Origin of the sequence: Bacillus basilensis (genome assembly GCF_050630465.1) — a bacterium.
GTDB classification, from domain to species: Bacteria; Bacillota; Bacilli; order Bacillales; family Bacillaceae_G; genus Bacillus_A; species Bacillus_A basilensis.
On sequence record NZ_JBNTQO010000017.1, the window covers coordinates 95,534 to 115,000 of the forward strand.

The following is a 19,467-nucleotide window of genomic DNA, read 5'->3' on the forward strand; positions in this document are numbered from 1 at the left end:
ACGCTGAAATAACTCTTTTTTTATTAGGAAATCGTCGAATGAGAATGCTGATAAGCGGAACGACGTACAGCATAATATATACGAGGTGCGATAATGGCACCGATAATTGTAAATACAATATCTTTTACTGCAAACCACATCATAATCATCCAAGCTGTTTTATAGCTCATATTACCACCCATGAAGAGATTGACTGCCCCGTACATGTAAGTAGTACCGATAATATAAGTTAAAATAATTCCTGTGAACGAAGCAATTGCAAATGTACTAAATGTTGGTTTTTCCTTTTGTTCTACTAGTTTTCCTGATACGTAAGCAACGATAATAAATGCGATAATAAAACCACCAGTAGGATCTAAAAGTGCTCCAAATCCAGCTTTGAAGTTAGCGAAGATTGGTGCACCTGCTACTCCAACGAGCATGTAAACAGTCATTGATAATGCACCAAGTCTACTTCCAAGAAGAAGCCCTGCTAAAATTGCGAAAAATGGTTGCATAGATAAGGGGATACCTGCTACTTGTAGGAATGGTGCCCAAGATACAATATTTGCACCAATAGCCATAAGAGCGACGAACATGGCAGCTAATGCTAAATCTAAAACATGAAATCTTCTCATAATGTTAACCTCCTGTTGTTTTTAGGTTAACATTATCGTAGCGAAACTATTTACTTGTTGTCAATCAAAATATTTTGATAAGAAGGCTTCAAATACTCTCTTAGCAACGTATACGGAATACGAAATTGTGGAATTCCGCTTGAGTAAGGCGCAATTTCATATAATGGGAAATAAATGACGAGATTGTCCGGTTCTAAAAAGAAGTGAAATTTTTTAGCACTCATGACCTTTTCAGTTGCATCGGGAAAATAAATGCTTTCATTTTGTTTAATTTGTCTTACAATTTCAGCACGTATTACTTCTTTATATTTATCTTCTTGTTGAAATAAATCGTCTAAGTGTAGTAACTTTTTTTCTTTTAAATCAAATGTGTTTGCCTTCCACGTATAAAGACCGTGTGCTCCGCCTGTATATTGATAGTAATTCAAATATAGGCTGAGGAAAGGTGGTTTATTTAAGGAAACTTTATAATCAACATTCGCCACGTACGGATGAAATGGTGTACTGGATCCTTCTGTTTCTTTATAATATTTTTTTGCGTCTTTTTCTAATTTGGTTTTAAATTTGTCAGTAGACTTTTTGTAATAGAAATTGAGCTTATTTTGAAATTTCGAATCAGAAAAATTGTGAAACGAAGGTCTGTTAATTTGATATTCTATATAAGGTTTCTTACCTTTTTGTGTTACAGTCTGAACATCGATTGTCAGGTTGGATGCTTTGGCTGCTAGTGCACAATTTGGTACAATAGTCAGCAAGGAGAACATAAGCAGTAATATACAAAATTTCTGTTTCATTTAGGTGAAACCTCCTTATTTAAGTGTTATAAGTAGTTTGAAAATAAATAGGTAAAATTATACATTTAATTAAAGTAAGAGAAGGGGGAAACGATATGGCAAAAACTTTAATGGATTCACTTGGAATTGAGTTGTTAGAGATGACAGAAGATAAGGTGGTTGCTACGATGCCTGTTGATGAGCGTACACATCAGCCGTTTGGTTTTTTACACGGTGGTGCATCTCTTGCATTAGCGGAAACAGTAGCAAGCGTCGGTTCATACAATTTAATTGATCAAGAGAAATGTATTTGTTTCGGTCTAGAAATTAATGCAAATCACATTCGCTCAAAGAAAGATGGGATTGTAACAGCGATCGGAACACCGATACATAGAGGACATTCAACGATGGTTTGGGATGTGCGTATCATTGATGAGAATGATGACTTACTATGTATATCAAGATGTACAGTAGCAATTAAAGAAAAACGTGAAAAGTAAAAAGAGGCTGCTCATTAGAGCAACCTCTTTTTCTTATAATTAGAACTGGATTTTCTTCTCTAAGAAACCTTTTAGTTCGCTAATTGGCATACGAACTTGTTCCATTGTGTCACGGTCACGTACTGTAACAGCTTTGTCTTCAACTGAGTCGAAGTCGTAAGTGATACAGAATGGTGTACCGATTTCGTCTTGACGACGGTAACGTTTACCGATAGAACCAGTTTCGTCAAAGTCTACCATAAAGTCTTTAGCTAGTTCTGCGAATACTTCAGTAGCACCTTCAGATAGCTTTTTAGATAATGGTAAGATAGCTGCTTTGTATGGTGCTAAAGCAGGGTGGAAACGAAGAACTGTACGAGAATCGTTTTCTAATTGTTCTTCTTCATATGCATCACATAAGAATGCTAATGTTACGCGGTCAGCACCTAAAGATGGCTCGATGCAGTACGGTACGTAACGCTCATTCGTTTGTGGATCGATATAGTTAAAGTCTTCGTTAGAGTGTTCCATGTGACGTTTTAAGTCGAAGTCTGTACGAGATGCTACGCCCCATAGTTCGCCCCAACCGAATGGGAATCTGAATTCAATATCAGTTGTTGCGTTACTGTAGTGAGATAACTCTTCTTCACCGTGGTCACGAAGACGCATGCTTTCTTCAGTCATACCAAGTGAAAGTAACCAGTTCTTACAAGTTTCACGCCAGAATGCGAACCACTCTAAATCTTCACCAGGCTTACAGAAGAATTCAAGTTCCATTTGTTCGAATTCACGTGTACGGAATGTGAAGTTACCAGGCGTGATTTCGTTACGGAAGCTCTTACCGATTTGGCCAATACCAAATGGAAGCTTTTTACGCATAGAGCGTTGTACGTTTTTGAAGTTTACGAAAATACCTTGTGCTGTTTCAGGACGAAGGAAGATTTCGTTTGTGCTAGACTCTGTAACACCTTGGAATGTTTTGAACATTAAGTTGAACTGACGGATTTCAGTGAATTCTTCACTACCGCAATCAGGACATTTTACTTCATGTTCTTTCATTAGGTCAGCCATTTGGTCGAAAGTAAGACCGTCAACAACCATTTCGATGCCTTTTGCATCTAATGCATCTTCAATTAATTTGTCAGCACGGTGACGCGCTTTACATTTTTTACAGTCGATCATTGGATCGTTGAAGTTACCAACGTGACCAGAAGCGATCCAAGTTTTGGGATTCATTAAAATAGCTGCGTCTAAACCAACGTTGTATGGAGATTCTTGAATGAATTTTTTCCACCAAGCTTTTTTAACGTTATTTTTTAATTCGATTCCAAGTGGACCGTAATCCCAAGTGTTTGCAAGACCACCGTAAATTTCAGAACCAGGGAAAACGAAACCGCGATGTTTCGCTAAGTTTACTACTTGTTCCATTGAATACATAATAAAATCCTCCTTTTGAAAGTTAACGTATTGGCGATGACGTGCTCAGGTAACTTGTGAAACGAGCAGTGTATGCTTTGAAAAACATAAAAAAACGCTCATCCCAAGGCTTAATTGCCTAGGGACGAGCGTTTGCCCGCGGTTCCACCCTAGTTGATACACAAAAGGTGCATCCACTTTATCACGTATTGCTCGAGACTGCCGTTTCCTTGCGGCTTCAGGCTTTCACTATCCCTGAATCGCTTTTTGTGCAAGTACTTATAAGTCCGTCATCGCTACTTATATTAATAATAATGAACATATTCTAACACGTTCTTTTTTAAATCTCAATAGAGGAACGCGTCTATCTATGATAGAGTCTCGCCTATTTTTTCGTTATTTATTCCGTAATTTTGTTTAATATGCTTAATTGCTTCACGTTTACTGAGCGGGGCAAGCTTGTTATTTTGCACGTAATCCCAAACGACATCGGGCTTTGTTTTTGCATACTCGCGAAGGACCCATCCAATCGCTTTTTGAATGAAAAATTCTTTTGAAGAATGTAGCTGTCCAATAATCCAGAAAAGAAGTTCTTCATCCATCTTTTGTTTATATTTCAGCTGGAATAAAATAGCTGCGCGTTGTAACCATATGTTATCTGATGCAATCCATTTTGGAATATAGGCAGAAATCAATTCCGGATGTTTTAAAAAGATATTACCTAAAAAAGTAGGAACGATGCTATCAACAGAATCCCACCAAGATTTCGTGACAATGAGTTCTTCGAAGAAGGGGATATGTGTTTCGTTTATATGCTTTTTATATTTTTGCATAATATCAAGTGCGGCTGCTTGAAATTCACGTTCTGGTAAGTCCCAAAGTTCACGCACGATGATTTGGAAGTCTTTTTGATCTGGGAGAGTATGTATTTGGATGACGTCTTTTAATAACTGTCTTCTCTCGGGAGTTTGAATGCCGAGAAACGGGAAGTGATTTTTCATATAACGTGCCATCGGTTCTGCTTTTTCCGGATTTTTGTGAGCTATGAAATGCTCTTGTAATGCTTTTACAAATGGATGCATCAGTTGTTCTCCTCTCTTATTATCTTGCTCTTATTATTATACAGAGAGTTTGGATAAATTTTAAAACATAACTTGCAATGGAATGAAATATGTTGAGAGTAGAGAGGAGAGGATAAGATGGAAGATCAGGGTTTACTAGCAGGTTTCTTTGCTCTTAGTTTTGCGTTTATTCTTGTTATATTGATTTGGGCAGTTATTGCATATTTGTTAACGGCTTTTGCACTGTATACGATGGCGAAAAATGATGGTGCAACCGATGGTGCTCTTGCATTTATTCCTTTTTTAAATAGTAAGATATGGGGTGATTTAGCGAAAGACAAATTACCAGATTTCTTGAAAGAAGAAGCGGGATGGAAAGTATTCGGTATATATGTCGCATGTTTCATTTTTAATTTCGTACCAATTCTATATTTAATAGCAACAGCTGTATCGATTGTGCTGTCTATTTATCTTATCTACGCAATTTTAGATAGATACGGAACGAACTCTATATTATTTACGATTATTCATACCATTACATTTTCAGTTTTCTTGCCGATTCACTTGTTCATTATTCGAAATGAGCCGGTGAGGTATAACGAGTAGATTTGTTATTTTTTGTTGATAAATTGATATATTTTAAATATGTGTAATGAAAAAAGCGCCCTGTTTATTTGGGCGCTTTTTCTACTACATTAGGTAGCGTAAATAAATATAAATATGAGAAATGATTAATGAAACGATCATAATTGGGAAACCGACTTTTAGGAAGTCCATGTAGCTAAATTTATGTCCTTCGCGGCTTGCGATACCTGCAACGATTACGTTAGCAGAAGCTCCGATTAATGTTCCGTTTCCACCTAGACAAGCACCTAATGCTAATGCCCACCATAATACGTCGATTTGTGCGTCAGAAGGTGATAAACCTAGCCCAACTGCCATATCGTTAATAAGTGGGATCATTGTTGCAACGAATGGAATGTTATCAATTGTTGCCGAGGCGATACCAGATACCCATAAAATAAGGATAGATGCTTGAGAAATATCTCCGCCCGTTATTCCAATTACTTTTTGAGCTAACATTTTGATAAGACCGATATCGATAAGTCCTCCAACGAGTACGAATAGTCCTGCGAAGAAGAAGATTGTTACCCACTCTACACTTGCGAATACCTCTTCAATTTCATGCTCTTTCACACCAATTAGCATAAGAACAGTAGCACCAGTTAAAGCAATGATAGCTGCATCAACGTGGAAGATTGAATGAGTCATGAAACCTACGATTGTAAGTCCAAGTACTGTTAAAGATTTTTTCATTAATACTGGATCTTTAATGTATTGTTTTTCATCAAGGCTCATTAATTTCTTAATTTGTACAGGATCAGCAATTAATTGTTTACGGTACATGAAGTAAAGTATTACTGCTGTAACTGCAATAATAATAATTACGATTGGTGCTAAGTTTAGCAAGAATGCATTGAAGTCTAAATGCTTGTTTGCAGAACCAATCATAATATTTGGTGGATCACCAATTAATGTTGCTGTTCCTCCAATGTTTGAAAAAATAATTTCAGAAAGTAAATAAGGAACAGGATTTACTTTCAGTATGCGCGTAATAGATAAAGTAACTGGAACAACAAGAAGTACAGTTGTAACGTTATCTAAAAATGCGGAACCAAGCGCAGTAAGTAAGGAAAGTGAAATTAAAATTTTAATTGGATTTCCTTGTGCCCCTTTTGCTGCTTTAATGGCAACGTATTGGAAGACACCCGATTTACTCGTAATGTTCACCAGAATCATCATACCGATGAGTAGCGTAATCGTCCCCCATTCAATATGTTTCGTAAAGGCGTTGTGTAAATCAACGACCCCCATAATTACCATGAGTGCTGCACCAAGAAGTGCGATGACAGCACGATTAATTTTTTCAGAAATAATAATGGCATATGTAATTAAAAAGACTGCGATAGCAAAATAATACTGCCAGTTTGCGAGCTCTTGCGTTGTTTCGTGCAAAACTCTCATCTCCTTTCATTCACTTTTCTTAGTGTGTCAAAAATGTTCTCAAAGAAACACACATAAAGTCATTATAAAGTAGAAAAATGGAGGATGTAAATGAAAGGGCGTATTTTGTTATATTTTCTGCAACGGTTACTTTTTCTTATTTTTAAAAATATTTGTGGGCATTTGACATATATATAAGATACATCCAATCTGAATATTTAAAATGGAATTAGCATTCGAGCTTGTTCGTGTAGGAGTGTCAAATAGAAAGGAATGACAAAGATGATAAGGAAGGGATCGTATGGATGAACAACGATTTTTATTTTTGGATTTTGAGTTTACGATGCCCCAGCACAGAAAAAAACCAAAAGGATTTTTCCCGGAGATTATTGAGGTAGGACTCGTTTCGGTTGTTGGCTGTAAGGTAGAAGACACGTATTCAGCTCATGTTAGGCCGAAAACTTTTCCTTCTTTAACAGATCGATGCAAGAAATTTTTAGGGATTAAACAAGAAGCCGTAGATAAAGGAATTTCGTTTCCAGAACTCGTTGAAAAACTTGCAGAATATGAAAAGAGATGTAAACCGACCATTGTTACGTGGGGAAATATGGATATGAAAGTGTTGAAGCATAATTGTGAAATGGCGGGAGTCGACTTTCCATTCTTAGGACAGTGCCGTGATTTATCGCTTGAGTATAAGAAGTTTTTTGGGGAGAGAAATCAAACAGGGTTGTGGAAAGCAATTGAGGCGTATGGAAAAGTAGGGACGGGTAAGCATCATTGTGCGCTAGATGATGCGATGACGACGTATAATATTTTTAAGTTAGTAGAAAAAGATAAAGAGTATTTAGTGAAACCAGCACCTCCAACGTTGGGAGAACTTGTTGATTTTTCAAAAGTGTTAAAGAAAGTGAGTACACAGTAACGACCAAATTGCACAGTATGTAATTTGGTCGTTTTGTTTTTTTAAAGTTTATAGTCTTTTTTTAATTGCTCTAATGTTTCTAGACTACGAACCGCAAAAGGTGAATCATCTTCAGAAAATGAATTCATTTGAGTTTCTAATGCTAATTTGAGTGAATCTGTATACTCTGGAATTTCTCCTTCATATTTCTTCACCATTTGTTCTGGAATGTTCGTCTGTTCTCGGAAAGCTAAAGCGCGTCTTTCATGGAAAAATGGTACGTCAGCTTGTTTTACGTTATGTAAGTCACCTTGCACCGGATGTTTTAAAACAGCTAATACTTTTACGACGTAACTACCAGGGCGGCTATTTGTAACTTCGCCGATGTATTTTCCCGTTTTATAAATACCAGTAACGATTTCACCAATTTCAAATGTTTCTCTCATATTTTTCACCTCAAGTTTATAGTAAGGAAAGTAGCAGAAGGAGTCAAAGAAATCATTCGCTTTCGGAACACCCCTTGAGAATATGAATCGGTTCAACTATAATTTAAAATAATATAACAGAAAATTCTGATGGTTTGTTAATCCTATAATAAGGAGTGTTTCATATGATGCCTTTATATTTTCCGGAAGATAAAACAGAATATATTATTCCAGGGATTGTTTGCGTTCTATTTATCATTGGTGCTGTTGCCACGTGGCGTATGTTCATTCGTGTATCAAAACGAGAAGCAGACCGATTGCAGAAGGTTGAAGAAAAATTGTTAGCAGAAAAGAAACAGTAATTCATTTTTGTATGTTTCCCTCTATGCTCGGACAATCTAAGGGCAGAATATATTTTGGAGGGAATTGAATGAAAAAACGGCTTTTTTTCAGTTGTTGTTTATTATTTCTGATGGCGGGTTGTGACCAAGGAAAGCCGAAAGAAATTGACGTAAAATTACGTAATGCTTCAGGTGATGAAGTAGGGACTGCGAAAGTAGTACAACAAACAAGCGGAGTGAAAATTACGATTAAAGGAGAAGGTTTTGCACCTGGCCCGCACGGTATACATGTACACGAAATTGGCGAGTGTAAAGCACCACGTTTTGAGTCATCTGGGAATCATTTTAATCCTGATAATAAAAAACATGGACTTCTTAATCCGAAGGGTGCAGAAAACGGTGATTTACCGAACGTAATCGCAGACGGTTCTGGAAAAATTAAAGCAGAAATCGATGCGCCGCATATAACACTTGAAGAAGGAAAAACGACGATTCATAGAAAAGATGGAGCGTCTATTATTATTACAGAAAACGCTGATGATGGCATGACACAACCGACAGGTAAATCCGGTGATCGAATTGCTTGTGGCGTCATTGTAAAAAAAGCATCGGATATGAAGAAAAAGTAAAAGCTACCGTGCATGGTAGCTTTTTTTGTGAGACGTAATTGAAAAGATATCGATAAAGGAGGTTGTCCCAAATGATGTAGGACAGCCTCCTTTCTTATGATGAAAACGTATGGCGCATTCTATTTAAAATTTCTTCTAAAACAGATCTTGGACAGCCGATGTTAATTCGAATATGTTCTTCGCCGCCTAATCCGTATTTCTCACCAGGTTCAACGATAATTTTCCCTTTTTCCTCAAGCAATGTGGTGCGCTCACTTTGAGAAAGTTGTAGGCGAGAGCAATCAATCCATAATAAAAAGCTACCTTCTGGCTTCGTTACGGAAAGAGTAGGTATGTGATCTTTAATATATTTACAAGCGAATTGAGCGTTATCTTCTATATATAATCGAATTTCATTTAGCCAATCGTTACATTCTGTATAGGCACTTTGCATCGCTGTATAGGCAAATATATTTAATCCGTGGAATCCTTGTCTATATTGGATAGATGTAAAGGCTTGACGGAGTTTTTCGTTTGGAATGATAATAATCGATGCTTGTAATCCAGCGATATTAAATGTTTTACTCGGAGCCATACAAGTAATCGTGCGCGCTGCTAATTCTTCGGATAAGGAAGCGAACGGTGTATGTGTATGATCTGCATAAATAATATCAGAATGAATTTCGTCTGCTACAACGATTACATTATATTTTGTACATAACGCGCCAAGTTGTGTGAGTTCCTCTTTTGACCAAACACGTCCGATCGGATTGTGAGGACTACAAAGAAGCATGAGTTTGACGCCTTGTTGAAATTGTTTTTCTAAATGCTCGAAGTCTATCGTATATGTATCATTTTGTTTCTGTAATGGACTTATGCATAATTGTCTGTTGTTTGTTGTGACCATTTCGAAAAATGGGGGATAAATAGGTGGTTGTACGAGAACGGATTCGTTTTCCTTTGTGAAGGCCTGTATGCTCGTACTAAGAGCTGGAACAATCCCAGCGCTAAAGACAATCCATTCTTTTTGAATATCCCAGTTGTACTGTTTTTTTGTCCAGTTACAAATAATATCGCCAATATTTTCGGGAGGAAGTGTATAGCCGAAAATAGGATGCTCGATACGTTTCTTTAAAGCAGTTTGAATTGGTTGTGGTACTTCAAAATCCATATCAGCAATCCAAGCGTGGATAAGTTCTTCGTTTTTATATGTATCCCATTTTATACTATGAGTTCCACGTCGATTGACTGTTTTATGAAATAGTTGCATAAGTTTGCCCCCTTCTTCTGTAAAACCGTTAAGTTATGAAAGTTCTCTCTCTTCTTATAGAATAGCTGATGTGATAGGATAAAGAAAAGTATTAAAAAGTGAAAAGGCGGGAAGCGAATGGGTACATATGAAAAGATGATAGAGGTTGTGAAGAATTGGGATCCGTTTCAAATGGGACCGGAGTTTTATGAAACAGAAGCGAGCGATGCTGTGAACGTCGCAAGTGTGTTTGATGATCCAAAATACATCGCAAAGAAGATTCAACATATATACTTTATGTCTTTTGAGGAAGTACCTGCGCTTGAAAAATGTGAGAAGTTAGCTGTGGAATTACTTGTAATAAAAGAAGGCGGAAGTTGTTCATTGTAGGCTGTCGGAAATTCCGACAGCCTTTTTTATATTATTGCGCGGAAAACGCGATAATTTCTTCATAAACATGTTCAGGTTTTTCCTCAGGTAGTAAATGCCCTGTATTTTCGTAAGAAATAAATTTCGAATTCGGTAAATCTTTGTGTAGACGATGACCTACATGTACAGGGACGACGCGATCTTTTTCACCCCAAATGAGCAGTATAGGTGTTTCAATTTTTTTTAATTCAATTGAAGATAAGTCACCTTCACGATCTCGTATCATACGAGTTAAAGCGGGGAATATACGGTTGTCATAAAAAGGAGCGGAGTAACCTTCCTTCATTTCATCGTCAATTAATGAATGATCATGAACGACATTCATTAAGTTATGAACAATGCCGCGGCGTATAATCCAGTTCTTTACGTATAAATGAAAGAACGGCAAATAAGAAGAATACATTAAAGGTAAGTTTGCGCGTGCTAAATAACTCGAGCTGCATAGTAAAATCGTCTTTGAAATTAATTCAGGACGTATACGGTTTACATAAAGAGAAATTTGCCCACCCATAGAATGCCCAACTAATACAATGTTTGAGAGAGATAAGTGTTCGATTAAATCGATAATAATCGTTGCTAAATTGTGATAAGAATACTTAAACAGATGAGACTTATCACTTTTTCCGAACGGTGGTAAATCAAGAGCAATGACTGTTCCTTCTTTCGATAGTAAAGGAATGAGACGGCGGTAACTGAATGAGGAAGATAAAAAGCCGTGAACGAGCACAAAAGTAGGACGTTCCATTTTATTATCATGTTCATACAATTCGTAATGAATAGTAGTGCCGCGAGTGGAAAAAGTGAAATAAGGACAAGTATATTCGTGATTCATTTTTTGTCACTCCATTGATTTTTGTTCATATCATCTCCAAGAGAAAAGAAAATATGTTAACAAAAAAAGGCAAGATGACGATGTCATCTTGCCTTTCGTTTATTTATCATTACCCGCGAACAACATTAGGCGGTGTTTTTCCTTGTAAGCCTGCAACTAAATTTTCAGCGGCTGTCATAGCCATTTGCTGCCTAGTTTTTAACGTTGCAGATCCGATGTGCGGTAAAGTCACAACATTTTGTAATGATAAGAGCGGATTATCTTTTTGAATTGGCTCTTGTGTAAAAGTATCGATGCCTGCTGCAAAGATTTTCTTTTCTGCTAATGCATGGATTAATGCTTCTTCATCTACTGTTTTCCCGCGAGAAGCATTAATGAAAATAGCTGTTTCTTTCATTAATGAAAATTCCTTTTCTCCGATAAGATGATACGTTTCATCTGTTAATGGAGTAAGAAGAACGATAAAGTCAGACTGTTTTAGTATCGTCTGTAAATCACAATATGTAGCATCGAATTTTTGTTCAGCCTCTTCTTTACGGCGACGGTTGTAATAAAGAACATTCATATCAAATCCGAATCTCGCTCGTTTTGCAACGGCTTCTCCAATTCGGCCCATACCGATAATACCGATTGTACTATGGTGTACATCCAGTCCGAAGTGCTCTTTTCCAATTTCGGCATTCCATTCACCATTTTTTACGTAAGAGTCGAGTTCACAAACACGGCGACTAGCAGATAGCATAAGAGCGAAAACGAGGTCAGCTACTGTATCATCTAGTACGTATGGTGTATTTGTTCCGATTACATTTCGATTTGCCATCGCTTGTAAATCAAAATTATCGTAACCGACAGAAATGTTGCTCACTACTTTTAAGTTAGGAGCCGCCTCCAATAATTCTTCATTAATAGCAGATCCAAAATTTAATAAACCATCTTTATCTTGTATTTTCTCCAATAGAACATCACGAGGTACCTTCTCATTTTGCTCCCATTTTTCATAATCACAGTGTTCTGATAAATAGTTTTCTACAAATGTTGGAACTGGTTCAGCAATATAAACTTTTGGTTTCACGGTTCCATCCCCTTTCGCTTTATCACGTATTTTTCCACTGATTAAAGTTTCACTTTACCCCGCTTTAACGAGCAGTAAGACTCCACCTAAAAAGACGGTGGAGGCAAAGAAGTGAGGTGGGAGATCAACTGCTCGTAAAAGCCCGATTGGTGTGGGCTAATAATCCATGGGGTGAACCTTTCCATGGATTAAAGTTTCACTTTATTTTGACATAATTCACTAAAAAAATCTTCTTTTCAAACTGGAAAGTGTATTTGTATAATTTAGACACAAACGAAAAGGAAGGATGATTTATATGGTGACAGAAAAAGAATTAGAATTATTAGCTTGTCTTGAAAAAAGTAGTCGATTATCTGTAGATACATTAGCGAAGCTGTTAAATATAGAAGTAGAAGAAATAAAGAAAATGGTTGAGAAATTAGAAGCGGAAAAGATTATCGTGGATTATGTAACACATATCGATTGGACGAAGGTGAAAGAACATACAGGTTTAACGGCAATGATCGATGTGAAAGTTACGCCAAAGCACGGCGTTGGATTCGATGCGGTTGCTGAACAAATTTATCGTTATTCAGAAGTGAAATCTGTGTATTTAATGTCAGGGACATACGATCTTTCTATTACATTAGAAGGAAAGACGATGGGAGAAGTAGCGATGTTTGTTTCTGAGAAATTAGCAACAATTGAATCTGTCGTTTCTACAACAACGCATTTCATTTTGAAGAAGTATAAACATGAGGGAATTATTTATGACAAAAACGATGATGATAAGCGAATTGTGGTGACGCCATGAAGCAATTTGAACTATCTAGATCGGCAGAATCTTTACAACCATCTGGTATTCGAAAGTTTTTCGATTTAGCAGCAAATATGAAAGGTGTTATTTCTCTTGGAGTAGGAGAGCCTGACTTTGTTACACCTTGGAACGTGAGGCAAGCATGTATTCGTTCTTTAGAACAAGGATATACGTCATATACAGCAAATGCAGGATTATTGGAGCTCCGTCAAGAAATAGCAAAGTATCTAAAAAAACAATTTGAAGTATCTTATGATCCAAACGATGAAATCATTGTTACAGTTGGAGCGAGTCAGGCGTTAGATGTAGCGATGCGCACCATTATAAATCCTGATGATGAAGTACTCATTATTGAACCAAGTTTCGTTTCTTATGCCCCGCTTGTGACATTAGCTGGAGGAGTTCCGGTTCCTGTGGCGACTACTTTAGAAAATGAGTTTAAAGTACAACCACAGCAGATCGAAGCAGCTATTACAGCGAAAACAAAAGCAATTTTACTTTGTTCACCAAATAACCCAACAGGTGCAATGTTAAATAAGTCCGAGCTTGAAGAAATAGCAGTGATTGTTGAGAAGTACAATTTAATCGTATTATCTGATGAAATTTACGCAGAGCTCGTATACGACGAAGTATATACAAGTTTCGCGAGTATTAAAAATATGCGTGACCATACGATTTTAATTTCAGGGTTTTCAAAAGGATTTGCGATGACAGGATGGCGCCTTGGTATGATTGCAGCTCCTGTTCAGTTTTCAGAATTAATGCTCAAAATTCACCAATATTCCATGATGTGTGCACCGACGATGTCTCAGTTCGCAGCACTTGAAGCGTTACGCGCGGGGAATGATGAAGTAATTCGGATGAGAGATAGTTATAAGAAACGCCGTAATTTTATGACGACATCTTTCAATGAAATGGGATTAACATGTCATGTGCCTGGCGGAGCATTTTATGTCTTTCCTTCTATTTCTTCAACTGGACTATCTTCGGCGGAATTTGCAGAACAGTTATTATTAGAAGAAAAAGTGGCTGTTGTACCTGGAAGTGTATTTGGCGAAAGTGGTGAAGGATTTATTCGTTGCTCGTATGCAACATCGCTTGAACAACTAATGGAAGCAATGAAGAGAATGGAACGGTTCGTAGAGAATAAAAAAAGGACAAAACACAATACGTTTTGTCCATAAAAGGGGGGGAATACTAGAAAGCCATGTGTTAGTATTCTATCCTAATATTGGAGAATTATACTTCCTTAAGGAAATTTTTTCATGAATTTTGAATGCGTTCTGTCATAGTGGTATAATTTACTAATATAAGGTATACGTATCCTGAGTAGCTTTACTTAGGGTACGTACTAACTAATCGGATATTTAACAATAAATCATCTGCTTTGCTATCTACAATTGTAGAGAAAATGGTAAACGTATGGGAGTGTTTCATATGTCAGAACAATATACAACAGGAGTGGTTGTAACAGGGAAAGTGACTGGGATTCAAGATTACGGTGCATTTGTAGCGTTAGATGCAGAAACGCAAGGACTTGTGCATATATCTGAAATTACAAATGGATATGTAAAGGATATTCATGACTTTTTAAAAGTCGGCGATACAGTAGAAGTAAAAGTACTTTCAATTGATGAAGAACACAGAAAAATGAGTTTATCGTTAAAAGCGGCGAAAAGAAAACAAGGACGGATTCTTATACCGAATCCATCTGAGAACGGATTTAATACGCTGCGAGAAAAGCTAACAGAATGGATTGAAGAGTCCGAGTTAACAAAGTAAAAGAGGAACGCATATGAGCGTTCCTCTTTTACTTTATCTTATGATATATATTTGCAAATATGATTGCATGCAATCATATTCGTATGTCGGAGGTGAAGTAAAGACATACTGACTAGCGAATTTCGTTCGTTTCTGGGTGAGTGCCAAGATTTTCTGATGGTTTAAAGAGTAAACCAAGATTGATAAGCCCAGAAAGACCAACGATGCCGTAAATAATACGTGAAAGAGCTGAGTTTTGTCCACCGAAAATGGCTGCCACTAAGTCAAACTGGAAGAACCCGATTAGTCCCCAGTTCACAGCGCCAATTACAGTGAAAACTAATGCGATACGTTGCAGAGTACTCATGAAAAAGCCCCCCCTTAGTTGTGAAGCATGAGCAAGCGATGAGTTAATTAACTCTTTTATAGAATGGGGTAGTTATGTTGTTTTTATACATAAAAAATGTTTGAAATAGGATGTATATACATCTATACCGAAAAATGCGAATTTTTATGCAAAAAATGAACTTTTTCTAAAAAATATATATTGGTTACGTTTACAATGGGTGAATCGCTTGATTTACAACTTCAGTTTCGCTAAAGTGAATACAGAAATACATATCCATAATTGGAGGGAAAAAGATGAGTACACATGTAACGTTCGACTATTCTAAAGCGTTATCCTTCATCGGTGAACATGAAATCACTTATTTACGTGATGCAGTGAAAGTAACACATCACGCAATCCACGAAAAAACTAGAGCTGGGAACGATTTCCTTGGGTGGGTAGACCTTCCGCTTCAATATGACAAAGAAGAATTTACTCGCATTCAAAAATGCGCAGAAAAAATTAAAAATGACTCTGACATTTTACTTGTTGTCGGTATCGGTGGTTCTTACCTAGGAGCACGTGCAGCAATCGAAATGTTAAACCATTCTTTCTACAACACGCTTTCTAAAGAACAACGTAAAACTCCACAAGTGCTATTTGTTGGACAAAACATTAGCTCCACTTACATGAAAGATTTAATGGACGTATTAGAAGGTAAAGACTTCTCTATTAACGTTATTTCCAAATCAGGTACAACAACAGAGCCAGCACTAGCATTCCGTATTTTCCGTAAGTTATTAGAAGAAAAGTATGGAAAAGAAGAAGCTCGCAAACGTATTTATGCAACTACAGATAAAGCGCGTGGTGCATTAAAAACATTAGCTGATAACGAAGGTTACGAAACATTCGTTATTCCGGATGATGTTGGAGGACGTTTCTCTGTATTAACGCCAGTTGGTTTATTACCAATCGCAGTAAGTGGCTTAAATATTGAAGAGATGATGAAAGGTGCAGCTGCTGGTCATGATGACTTCGGAACATCAGAGCTAGAAGAAAACCCAGCTTACCAATACGCGGTAGTTCGTAACGCTCTATACAATAAAGGAAAAACAATTGAAATGCTTGTTAACTATGAGCCAGCACTTCAATACTTCGCTGAGTGGTGGAAACAGTTATTTGGTGAAAGTGAAGGAAAAGATCAAAAAGGTATTTTCCCATCTTCAGCAAACTTCTCAACTGACTTACACTCATTAGGTCAATACGTTCAAGAAGGTCGTCGTGACTTATTTGAAACAGTTCTTAAAGTAGGTAAATCTACACATGAACTGACAATTGAAGCAGAAGAAAACGATTTAGATGGATTAAACTACCTTGCTGGTGAAACTGTAGACTTCGTAAACACAAAAGCATACGAAGGTACATTACTTGCACATAGCGATGGCGGAGTACCAAACTTAATCGTAAATATTCCTGAATTAAATGAGTACACATTCGGTTACCTTGTATACTTCTTCGAAAAAGCATGTGCGATGAGCGGCTACTTATTAGGCGTAAATCCATTTGACCAACCAGGGGTAGAAGCATACAAGAAAAACATGTTTGCTTTACTTGGTAAACCAGGATTTGAAGAATTAAAAGCAGAATTAGAAGAGCGTTTAAAATAATAAAAAGCGGCCGGAATCCGGCCGCTTTTTATTATTTCATCGAAAAGTCCATCAATATATTCAAACTAGAGTGGGTATGCTAAAGAAAAAGTCTAGGAGGGATGGACTTGATTCCAATTCAATCAAATTTAGAAGGACGTACATATGCGTTATATAAGTTAGAAGAAATAATGAAGCCACTCGGATATAGCATTGGTGGCAACTGGGATTATGATAAAGGATGCTTTGATTATAAAATCGATGAAGAAGATGGCTATCAATTTTTACGAGTGCCATTTACAGCCATTGATGGAGAACTAGATGTACCTGGTGTAGTAGTCCGCCTTGAAACGCCGTATATTCTTTCGCACGTATATCAAGACGAACTAGATGATCATGTGAATACTTTAACAGCTGGAACGAGTGGGATGGATCAATTTGCTGAGCCGAAAGATCCAGATGGAGATGTGAAAAGAAAATATATCAATATTGGGAAAGTGCTTGTACAAGAACTAGAGCGTCATTTTATTAATGGTGAATAACAATGAGTATGTCGCTTTCAATGAGAACAAAGGAATGGACTGGATTAATCATATATTGTTCGTCGCGCTTTATACCTAATAAGAGAATGTTTTGCTTTAAAAGAGTATAGCTGCAATTTGCAAAAGTTTGTCCGGTGCAGGATGGAGGAAGCTCCATCAGTTGTAATTTGTTATCAGAGATTTCATCGTAAAGTGAAAATAGTACACCTGAAATAGAAGGGAATAAAAGAGAAGCGGTAAAAACATAGCTCGTTAATTTATTTCCTTCTATAATTTCTGATACACCAGCTCTCGTTGCATTTTGTATTTGTTCAGAAGTAAGAAGTTCTGCGATGCAGTGAATGTTTGGATTGAGTCCTTTTGCAGTTAAAATATTTAAGATGGACTGTGTATCAGCTAAGCTTTCGTTTTTTTCTTTATCAGCTGTTATTAATATAGTGTGAGCAGTTGTAATATTAGCTTTTAATAACGTTTGATCGTGATGGGGGCATCCCTTTATAAATTCTAAATGATGAAATGGTTTTGGAAGTAAAGAAAGTGTTTCATCAATTAAAACGATATCAAGGTTCGGTTGTAAGATGTGCATTTGTTTTACAACGTGTTTTGCCCGTTCGTTCCAGCCGACAATAATCATATGACCGTTAGAGGTCGCAGCTTCTTCTCCTTTAACTTTCATATATTGTTTATTAATCATATCAGTGGCGAATAGAACCATATAATAAGAACAAAAACCGGTTCCAAATAAAATAATACCCATACCGATAAGCTTGCCTATTAGTGTATGCGGGGCAAAGTCACCATAGCCAACAGTGAAAATTGTAACGATTGACCACCAAATTCCATCAAACCATGTGGTGAAGTGCGATGGCTCTAATCTATGTATAAGAAAGCCGGAAAAAGCAGTAAGTACAATAATAAAGCAAATTAAACGAAAAATAATGGAATCACGAAATGTATCTACTAATTTTGGACGGGATTTCAATTGCCAATTCCTCCTTACTTTGCAGGACTACATTCATTGTTACCATTATAGAAAAAAGAAAAACTCTCTAATTTATAAAGAGAGTTTGTTTTCTGTTACATACTTTCCACTTCAGTTTGTTGGACACTTTCAAGATGTTGGAGAGCGTAGTAAACATCGGCAGTATGTCTTTTTTGATCGATACATAATTTAAGATGTAAATAGTGAGAGCCATTTTCTAACGTTTTAAGCTTCATATTCTTCACTTTTATATCCATTTCTTTTATTTCTTCAATTACAACCGGGATATTGTCCATATTTCGCACAACAAGTTTCACTACGATATCACGTTGGCGAAATGATCTAGGTCCTACAAATTTCATTGTTAATGGTATAAGTTCTACACTAATCATAAGGAAACACATCCCGAAAATCGCTTCGATATAGAATCCGGCCCCAACGGCAATACCGATACCGGAAGCACCCCAAATCATAGCAGCAGTTGTTAATCCTGCAATACTATCGTTTCCTCTACGTAAAATAACACCGGCACCTAAAAAACCAATTCCAGATACAATTTGAGCTGCAAGTCGAAGAGGATCCATATTCATATGGTCGGTATGTGGTAAATTGTAAGCTGCTTTAATAGAAACAATCGTCAGGAGGCAACTAATGATAGAAATAACTAAACAAGTTTTTAAACCAAGTGGTTTCCGTTTTAATTCGCGCTCTAAACCGATGGCAAATCCTAAAATTGCCGAGAGACCTAGTTTGATTAATAAATCGGTATAGTCCATATATATTCCTCCTTGTATGATATGGTATATGAATAAAACGTTTATTATAGAAAGAAACGCTTTTTGATAGAGTAACTTTATATAGAATATATGTAGGAATTGCTCATACATGAAAGAGATATTTCGTTTAAGTATATGATATTAAAAAAGAAATGTAGTTAATTTAAAAAAGTTTTCAAAAGGTGTTGCATTTCATTTTTCTGCATGATATATTAATAACCGTCGCTGATGCGGAAACGCAGAAAACGACAAAAAAGAAATTGAAAAACTTAGTTGACATCGAAAAACGAAGATGTTAACATAAGGAAGTCGCAAATGAGCGACCAAGTAGTTCTTTGAAAACTGAACGAAACAAACAACGTGAAACGTCAATTTTTATTTTTAGATGCTAGACAAACTAACTTTATTGGAGAGTTTGATCCTGGC

The 19,467-nt window shown here is 36.7% G+C and carries 23 protein-coding genes and 1 rRNA gene (1 of these 24 running past the window's edge); 12 read left to right on the forward strand and 12 right to left on the reverse strand.

What is annotated here, in order from left to right:
* Positions 1-23: 23 nt before the first annotated feature.
* Both ACQVV1_RS24065 and ACQVV1_RS24070 read right to left on the reverse strand, forming a co-directional pair.
* Positions 24-617 carry a biotin transporter BioY gene (locus tag ACQVV1_RS24065; RefSeq protein ID WP_063222094.1) on the reverse strand — a complete coding sequence of 198 codons (594 nt, stop codon included), beginning with the start codon at positions 615-617 and terminating at the stop codon, positions 24-26.
* 50 nt (positions 618-667) lie between these two features.
* Positions 668-1,411 carry a DUF3298 and DUF4163 domain-containing protein gene (locus ACQVV1_RS24070; protein WP_098555351.1) on the reverse strand — a complete coding sequence of 248 codons (744 nt, stop codon included), beginning with the start codon at positions 1,409-1,411 and terminating at the stop codon, positions 668-670.
* Between the two features lie 95 nt (positions 1,412-1,506).
* Between ACQVV1_RS24070 and ACQVV1_RS24075 the strand changes: the two genes are divergently transcribed.
* Complete coding sequence (locus ACQVV1_RS24075) at positions 1,507-1,890, forward strand: hotdog fold thioesterase (RefSeq protein WP_001140606.1); 384 nt, start codon at positions 1,507-1,509, stop codon at positions 1,888-1,890.
* Positions 1,891-1,929: 39 nt separating this feature from the next.
* Here the strand turns inward: ACQVV1_RS24075 and ACQVV1_RS24080 are convergent, their stop codons facing one another.
* Positions 1,930-3,306 (reverse strand): glycine--tRNA ligase, encoded by a 1,377-nt coding sequence (locus ACQVV1_RS24080; RefSeq protein ID WP_000287155.1) that lies wholly within the window; start codon positions 3,304-3,306, stop codon positions 1,930-1,932.
* Positions 3,307-3,653: 347 nt separating this feature from the next.
* Positions 3,654-4,367: a DNA alkylation repair protein gene (locus ACQVV1_RS24085; RefSeq protein WP_309259477.1), complete on the reverse strand. Its 714-nt coding sequence runs from the start codon at positions 4,365-4,367 to the stop codon at positions 3,654-3,656.
* A 117-nt stretch (positions 4,368-4,484) separates the two neighbouring features.
* On the opposite strand from ACQVV1_RS24085, the gene ACQVV1_RS24090 reads away from it, so the two are divergent.
* Positions 4,485-4,952: a hypothetical protein gene (locus ACQVV1_RS24090; protein ID WP_063222091.1), complete on the forward strand. Its 468-nt coding sequence runs from the start codon at positions 4,485-4,487 to the stop codon at positions 4,950-4,952.
* Between the two features lie 84 nt (positions 4,953-5,036).
* Here ACQVV1_RS24090 and ACQVV1_RS24095 read toward each other — a convergent pair whose 3' ends face one another.
* Positions 5,037-6,362: an ArsB/NhaD family transporter gene (locus tag ACQVV1_RS24095; RefSeq protein ID WP_431169616.1), complete on the reverse strand. Its 1,326-nt coding sequence runs from the start codon at positions 6,360-6,362 to the stop codon at positions 5,037-5,039.
* A 289-nt stretch (positions 6,363-6,651) separates the two neighbouring features.
* Here ACQVV1_RS24095 and kapD point away from each other — a divergent pair, with 289 nt between their 5' ends.
* Positions 6,652-7,275, forward strand: coding sequence for a 3'-5' exonuclease KapD (kapD, locus tag ACQVV1_RS24100; protein WP_048553468.1), 624 nt, complete (start codon positions 6,652-6,654; stop codon positions 7,273-7,275).
* A gap of 41 nt (positions 7,276-7,316) precedes the next feature.
* Here the strand turns inward: kapD and kapB are convergent, their stop codons facing one another.
* Positions 7,317-7,700 (reverse strand): kinase-associated lipoprotein KapB, encoded by a 384-nt coding sequence (gene kapB, locus ACQVV1_RS24105; protein ID WP_101168059.1) that lies wholly within the window; start codon positions 7,698-7,700, stop codon positions 7,317-7,319.
* A gap of 164 nt (positions 7,701-7,864) precedes the next feature.
* Here kapB and ACQVV1_RS24110 point away from each other — a divergent pair, with 164 nt between their 5' ends.
* Entirely contained in the window at positions 7,865-8,041 is a 177-nt protein-coding gene (locus ACQVV1_RS24110) for a hypothetical protein (RefSeq protein WP_000982762.1), read from the forward strand.
* Between the two features lie 68 nt (positions 8,042-8,109).
* Positions 8,110-8,649, forward strand: coding sequence for a superoxide dismutase [Cu-Zn] (gene sodC / locus ACQVV1_RS24115; protein WP_431169617.1), 540 nt, complete (start codon positions 8,110-8,112; stop codon positions 8,647-8,649).
* Positions 8,650-8,743: 94 nt separating this feature from the next.
* Here the strand turns inward: sodC and ACQVV1_RS24120 are convergent, their stop codons facing one another.
* On the reverse strand, positions 8,744-9,898 hold the full coding sequence (locus tag ACQVV1_RS24120) for a MalY/PatB family protein (protein WP_242256528.1): 1,155 nt from the start codon (positions 9,896-9,898) through the stop codon (positions 8,744-8,746).
* A gap of 117 nt (positions 9,899-10,015) precedes the next feature.
* Here ACQVV1_RS24120 and ACQVV1_RS24125 point away from each other — a divergent pair, with 117 nt between their 5' ends.
* Positions 10,016-10,267, forward strand: a complete 252-nt coding sequence (locus tag ACQVV1_RS24125) for a YugE family protein (protein WP_242256530.1) — start codon at positions 10,016-10,018, stop codon at positions 10,265-10,267.
* A 31-nt stretch (positions 10,268-10,298) separates the two neighbouring features.
* Here the strand turns inward: ACQVV1_RS24125 and ACQVV1_RS24130 are convergent, their stop codons facing one another.
* Positions 10,299-11,138: an alpha/beta fold hydrolase gene (locus ACQVV1_RS24130; RefSeq protein ID WP_431169618.1), complete on the reverse strand. Its 840-nt coding sequence runs from the start codon at positions 11,136-11,138 to the stop codon at positions 10,299-10,301.
* 109 nt (positions 11,139-11,247) lie between these two features.
* Positions 11,248-12,240, reverse strand: coding sequence for a 2-hydroxyacid dehydrogenase (locus tag ACQVV1_RS24135; RefSeq protein WP_431169621.1), 993 nt, complete (start codon positions 12,238-12,240; stop codon positions 11,248-11,250).
* Between the two features lie 265 nt (positions 12,241-12,505).
* On the opposite strand from ACQVV1_RS24135, the gene ACQVV1_RS24140 reads away from it, so the two are divergent.
* The 3 genes from ACQVV1_RS24140 to yugI all read left to right on the forward strand — a co-directional run bounded on the left by ACQVV1_RS24140 (position 12,506) and on the right by yugI (position 14,788).
* A complete protein-coding gene (locus tag ACQVV1_RS24140; RefSeq protein WP_309259476.1) occupies positions 12,506-13,003 on the forward strand; it encodes an Lrp/AsnC family transcriptional regulator in 498 nt (165 codons plus the stop codon).
* The gene (locus tag ACQVV1_RS24145; protein ID WP_252209182.1) at positions 13,000-14,190 is read left to right on the forward strand and encodes an aminotransferase; all 1,191 of its coding nucleotides are present in this window, start codon (positions 13,000-13,002) and stop codon (positions 14,188-14,190) included. The genes ACQVV1_RS24140 and ACQVV1_RS24145 overlap by 4 nt, the downstream gene beginning before the upstream one ends.
* Positions 14,191-14,443: 253 nt before the next feature.
* Entirely contained in the window at positions 14,444-14,788 is a 345-nt protein-coding gene (gene yugI / locus ACQVV1_RS24150; RefSeq protein ID WP_000003765.1) for a S1 domain-containing post-transcriptional regulator GSP13, read from the forward strand.
* Positions 14,789-14,900: 112 nt separating this feature from the next.
* Here yugI and ACQVV1_RS24155 read toward each other — a convergent pair whose 3' ends face one another.
* Entirely contained in the window at positions 14,901-15,134 is a 234-nt protein-coding gene (locus tag ACQVV1_RS24155; protein WP_063222083.1) for a DUF378 domain-containing protein, read from the reverse strand.
* A 275-nt stretch (positions 15,135-15,409) separates the two neighbouring features.
* Here ACQVV1_RS24155 and ACQVV1_RS24160 point away from each other — a divergent pair, with 275 nt between their 5' ends.
* Positions 15,410-16,762, forward strand: a complete 1,353-nt coding sequence (locus tag ACQVV1_RS24160) for a glucose-6-phosphate isomerase (protein ID WP_431169620.1) — start codon at positions 15,410-15,412, stop codon at positions 16,760-16,762.
* Between the two features lie 107 nt (positions 16,763-16,869).
* Positions 16,870-17,283, forward strand: coding sequence for a YugN-like family protein (locus ACQVV1_RS24165; protein WP_242256536.1), 414 nt, complete (start codon positions 16,870-16,872; stop codon positions 17,281-17,283).
* Here ACQVV1_RS24165 and ACQVV1_RS24170 read toward each other — a convergent pair.
* On the reverse strand, positions 17,270-18,265 hold the full coding sequence (locus ACQVV1_RS24170) for a potassium channel family protein (protein ID WP_242256539.1): 996 nt from the start codon (positions 18,263-18,265) through the stop codon (positions 17,270-17,272). The two genes, ACQVV1_RS24165 and ACQVV1_RS24170, sit on opposite strands and share 14 nt — an antisense overlap.
* 95 nt (positions 18,266-18,360) lie before the next feature.
* Positions 18,361-19,041, reverse strand: a complete 681-nt coding sequence (locus ACQVV1_RS24175) for an MgtC/SapB family protein (protein WP_000386685.1) — start codon at positions 19,039-19,041, stop codon at positions 18,361-18,363.
* A gap of 403 nt (positions 19,042-19,444) precedes the next feature.
* Here ACQVV1_RS24175 and ACQVV1_RS24180 point away from each other — a divergent pair.
* Positions 19,445-19,467, forward strand: a 16S ribosomal RNA gene (locus ACQVV1_RS24180); it runs 1,529 nt beyond the window's last position.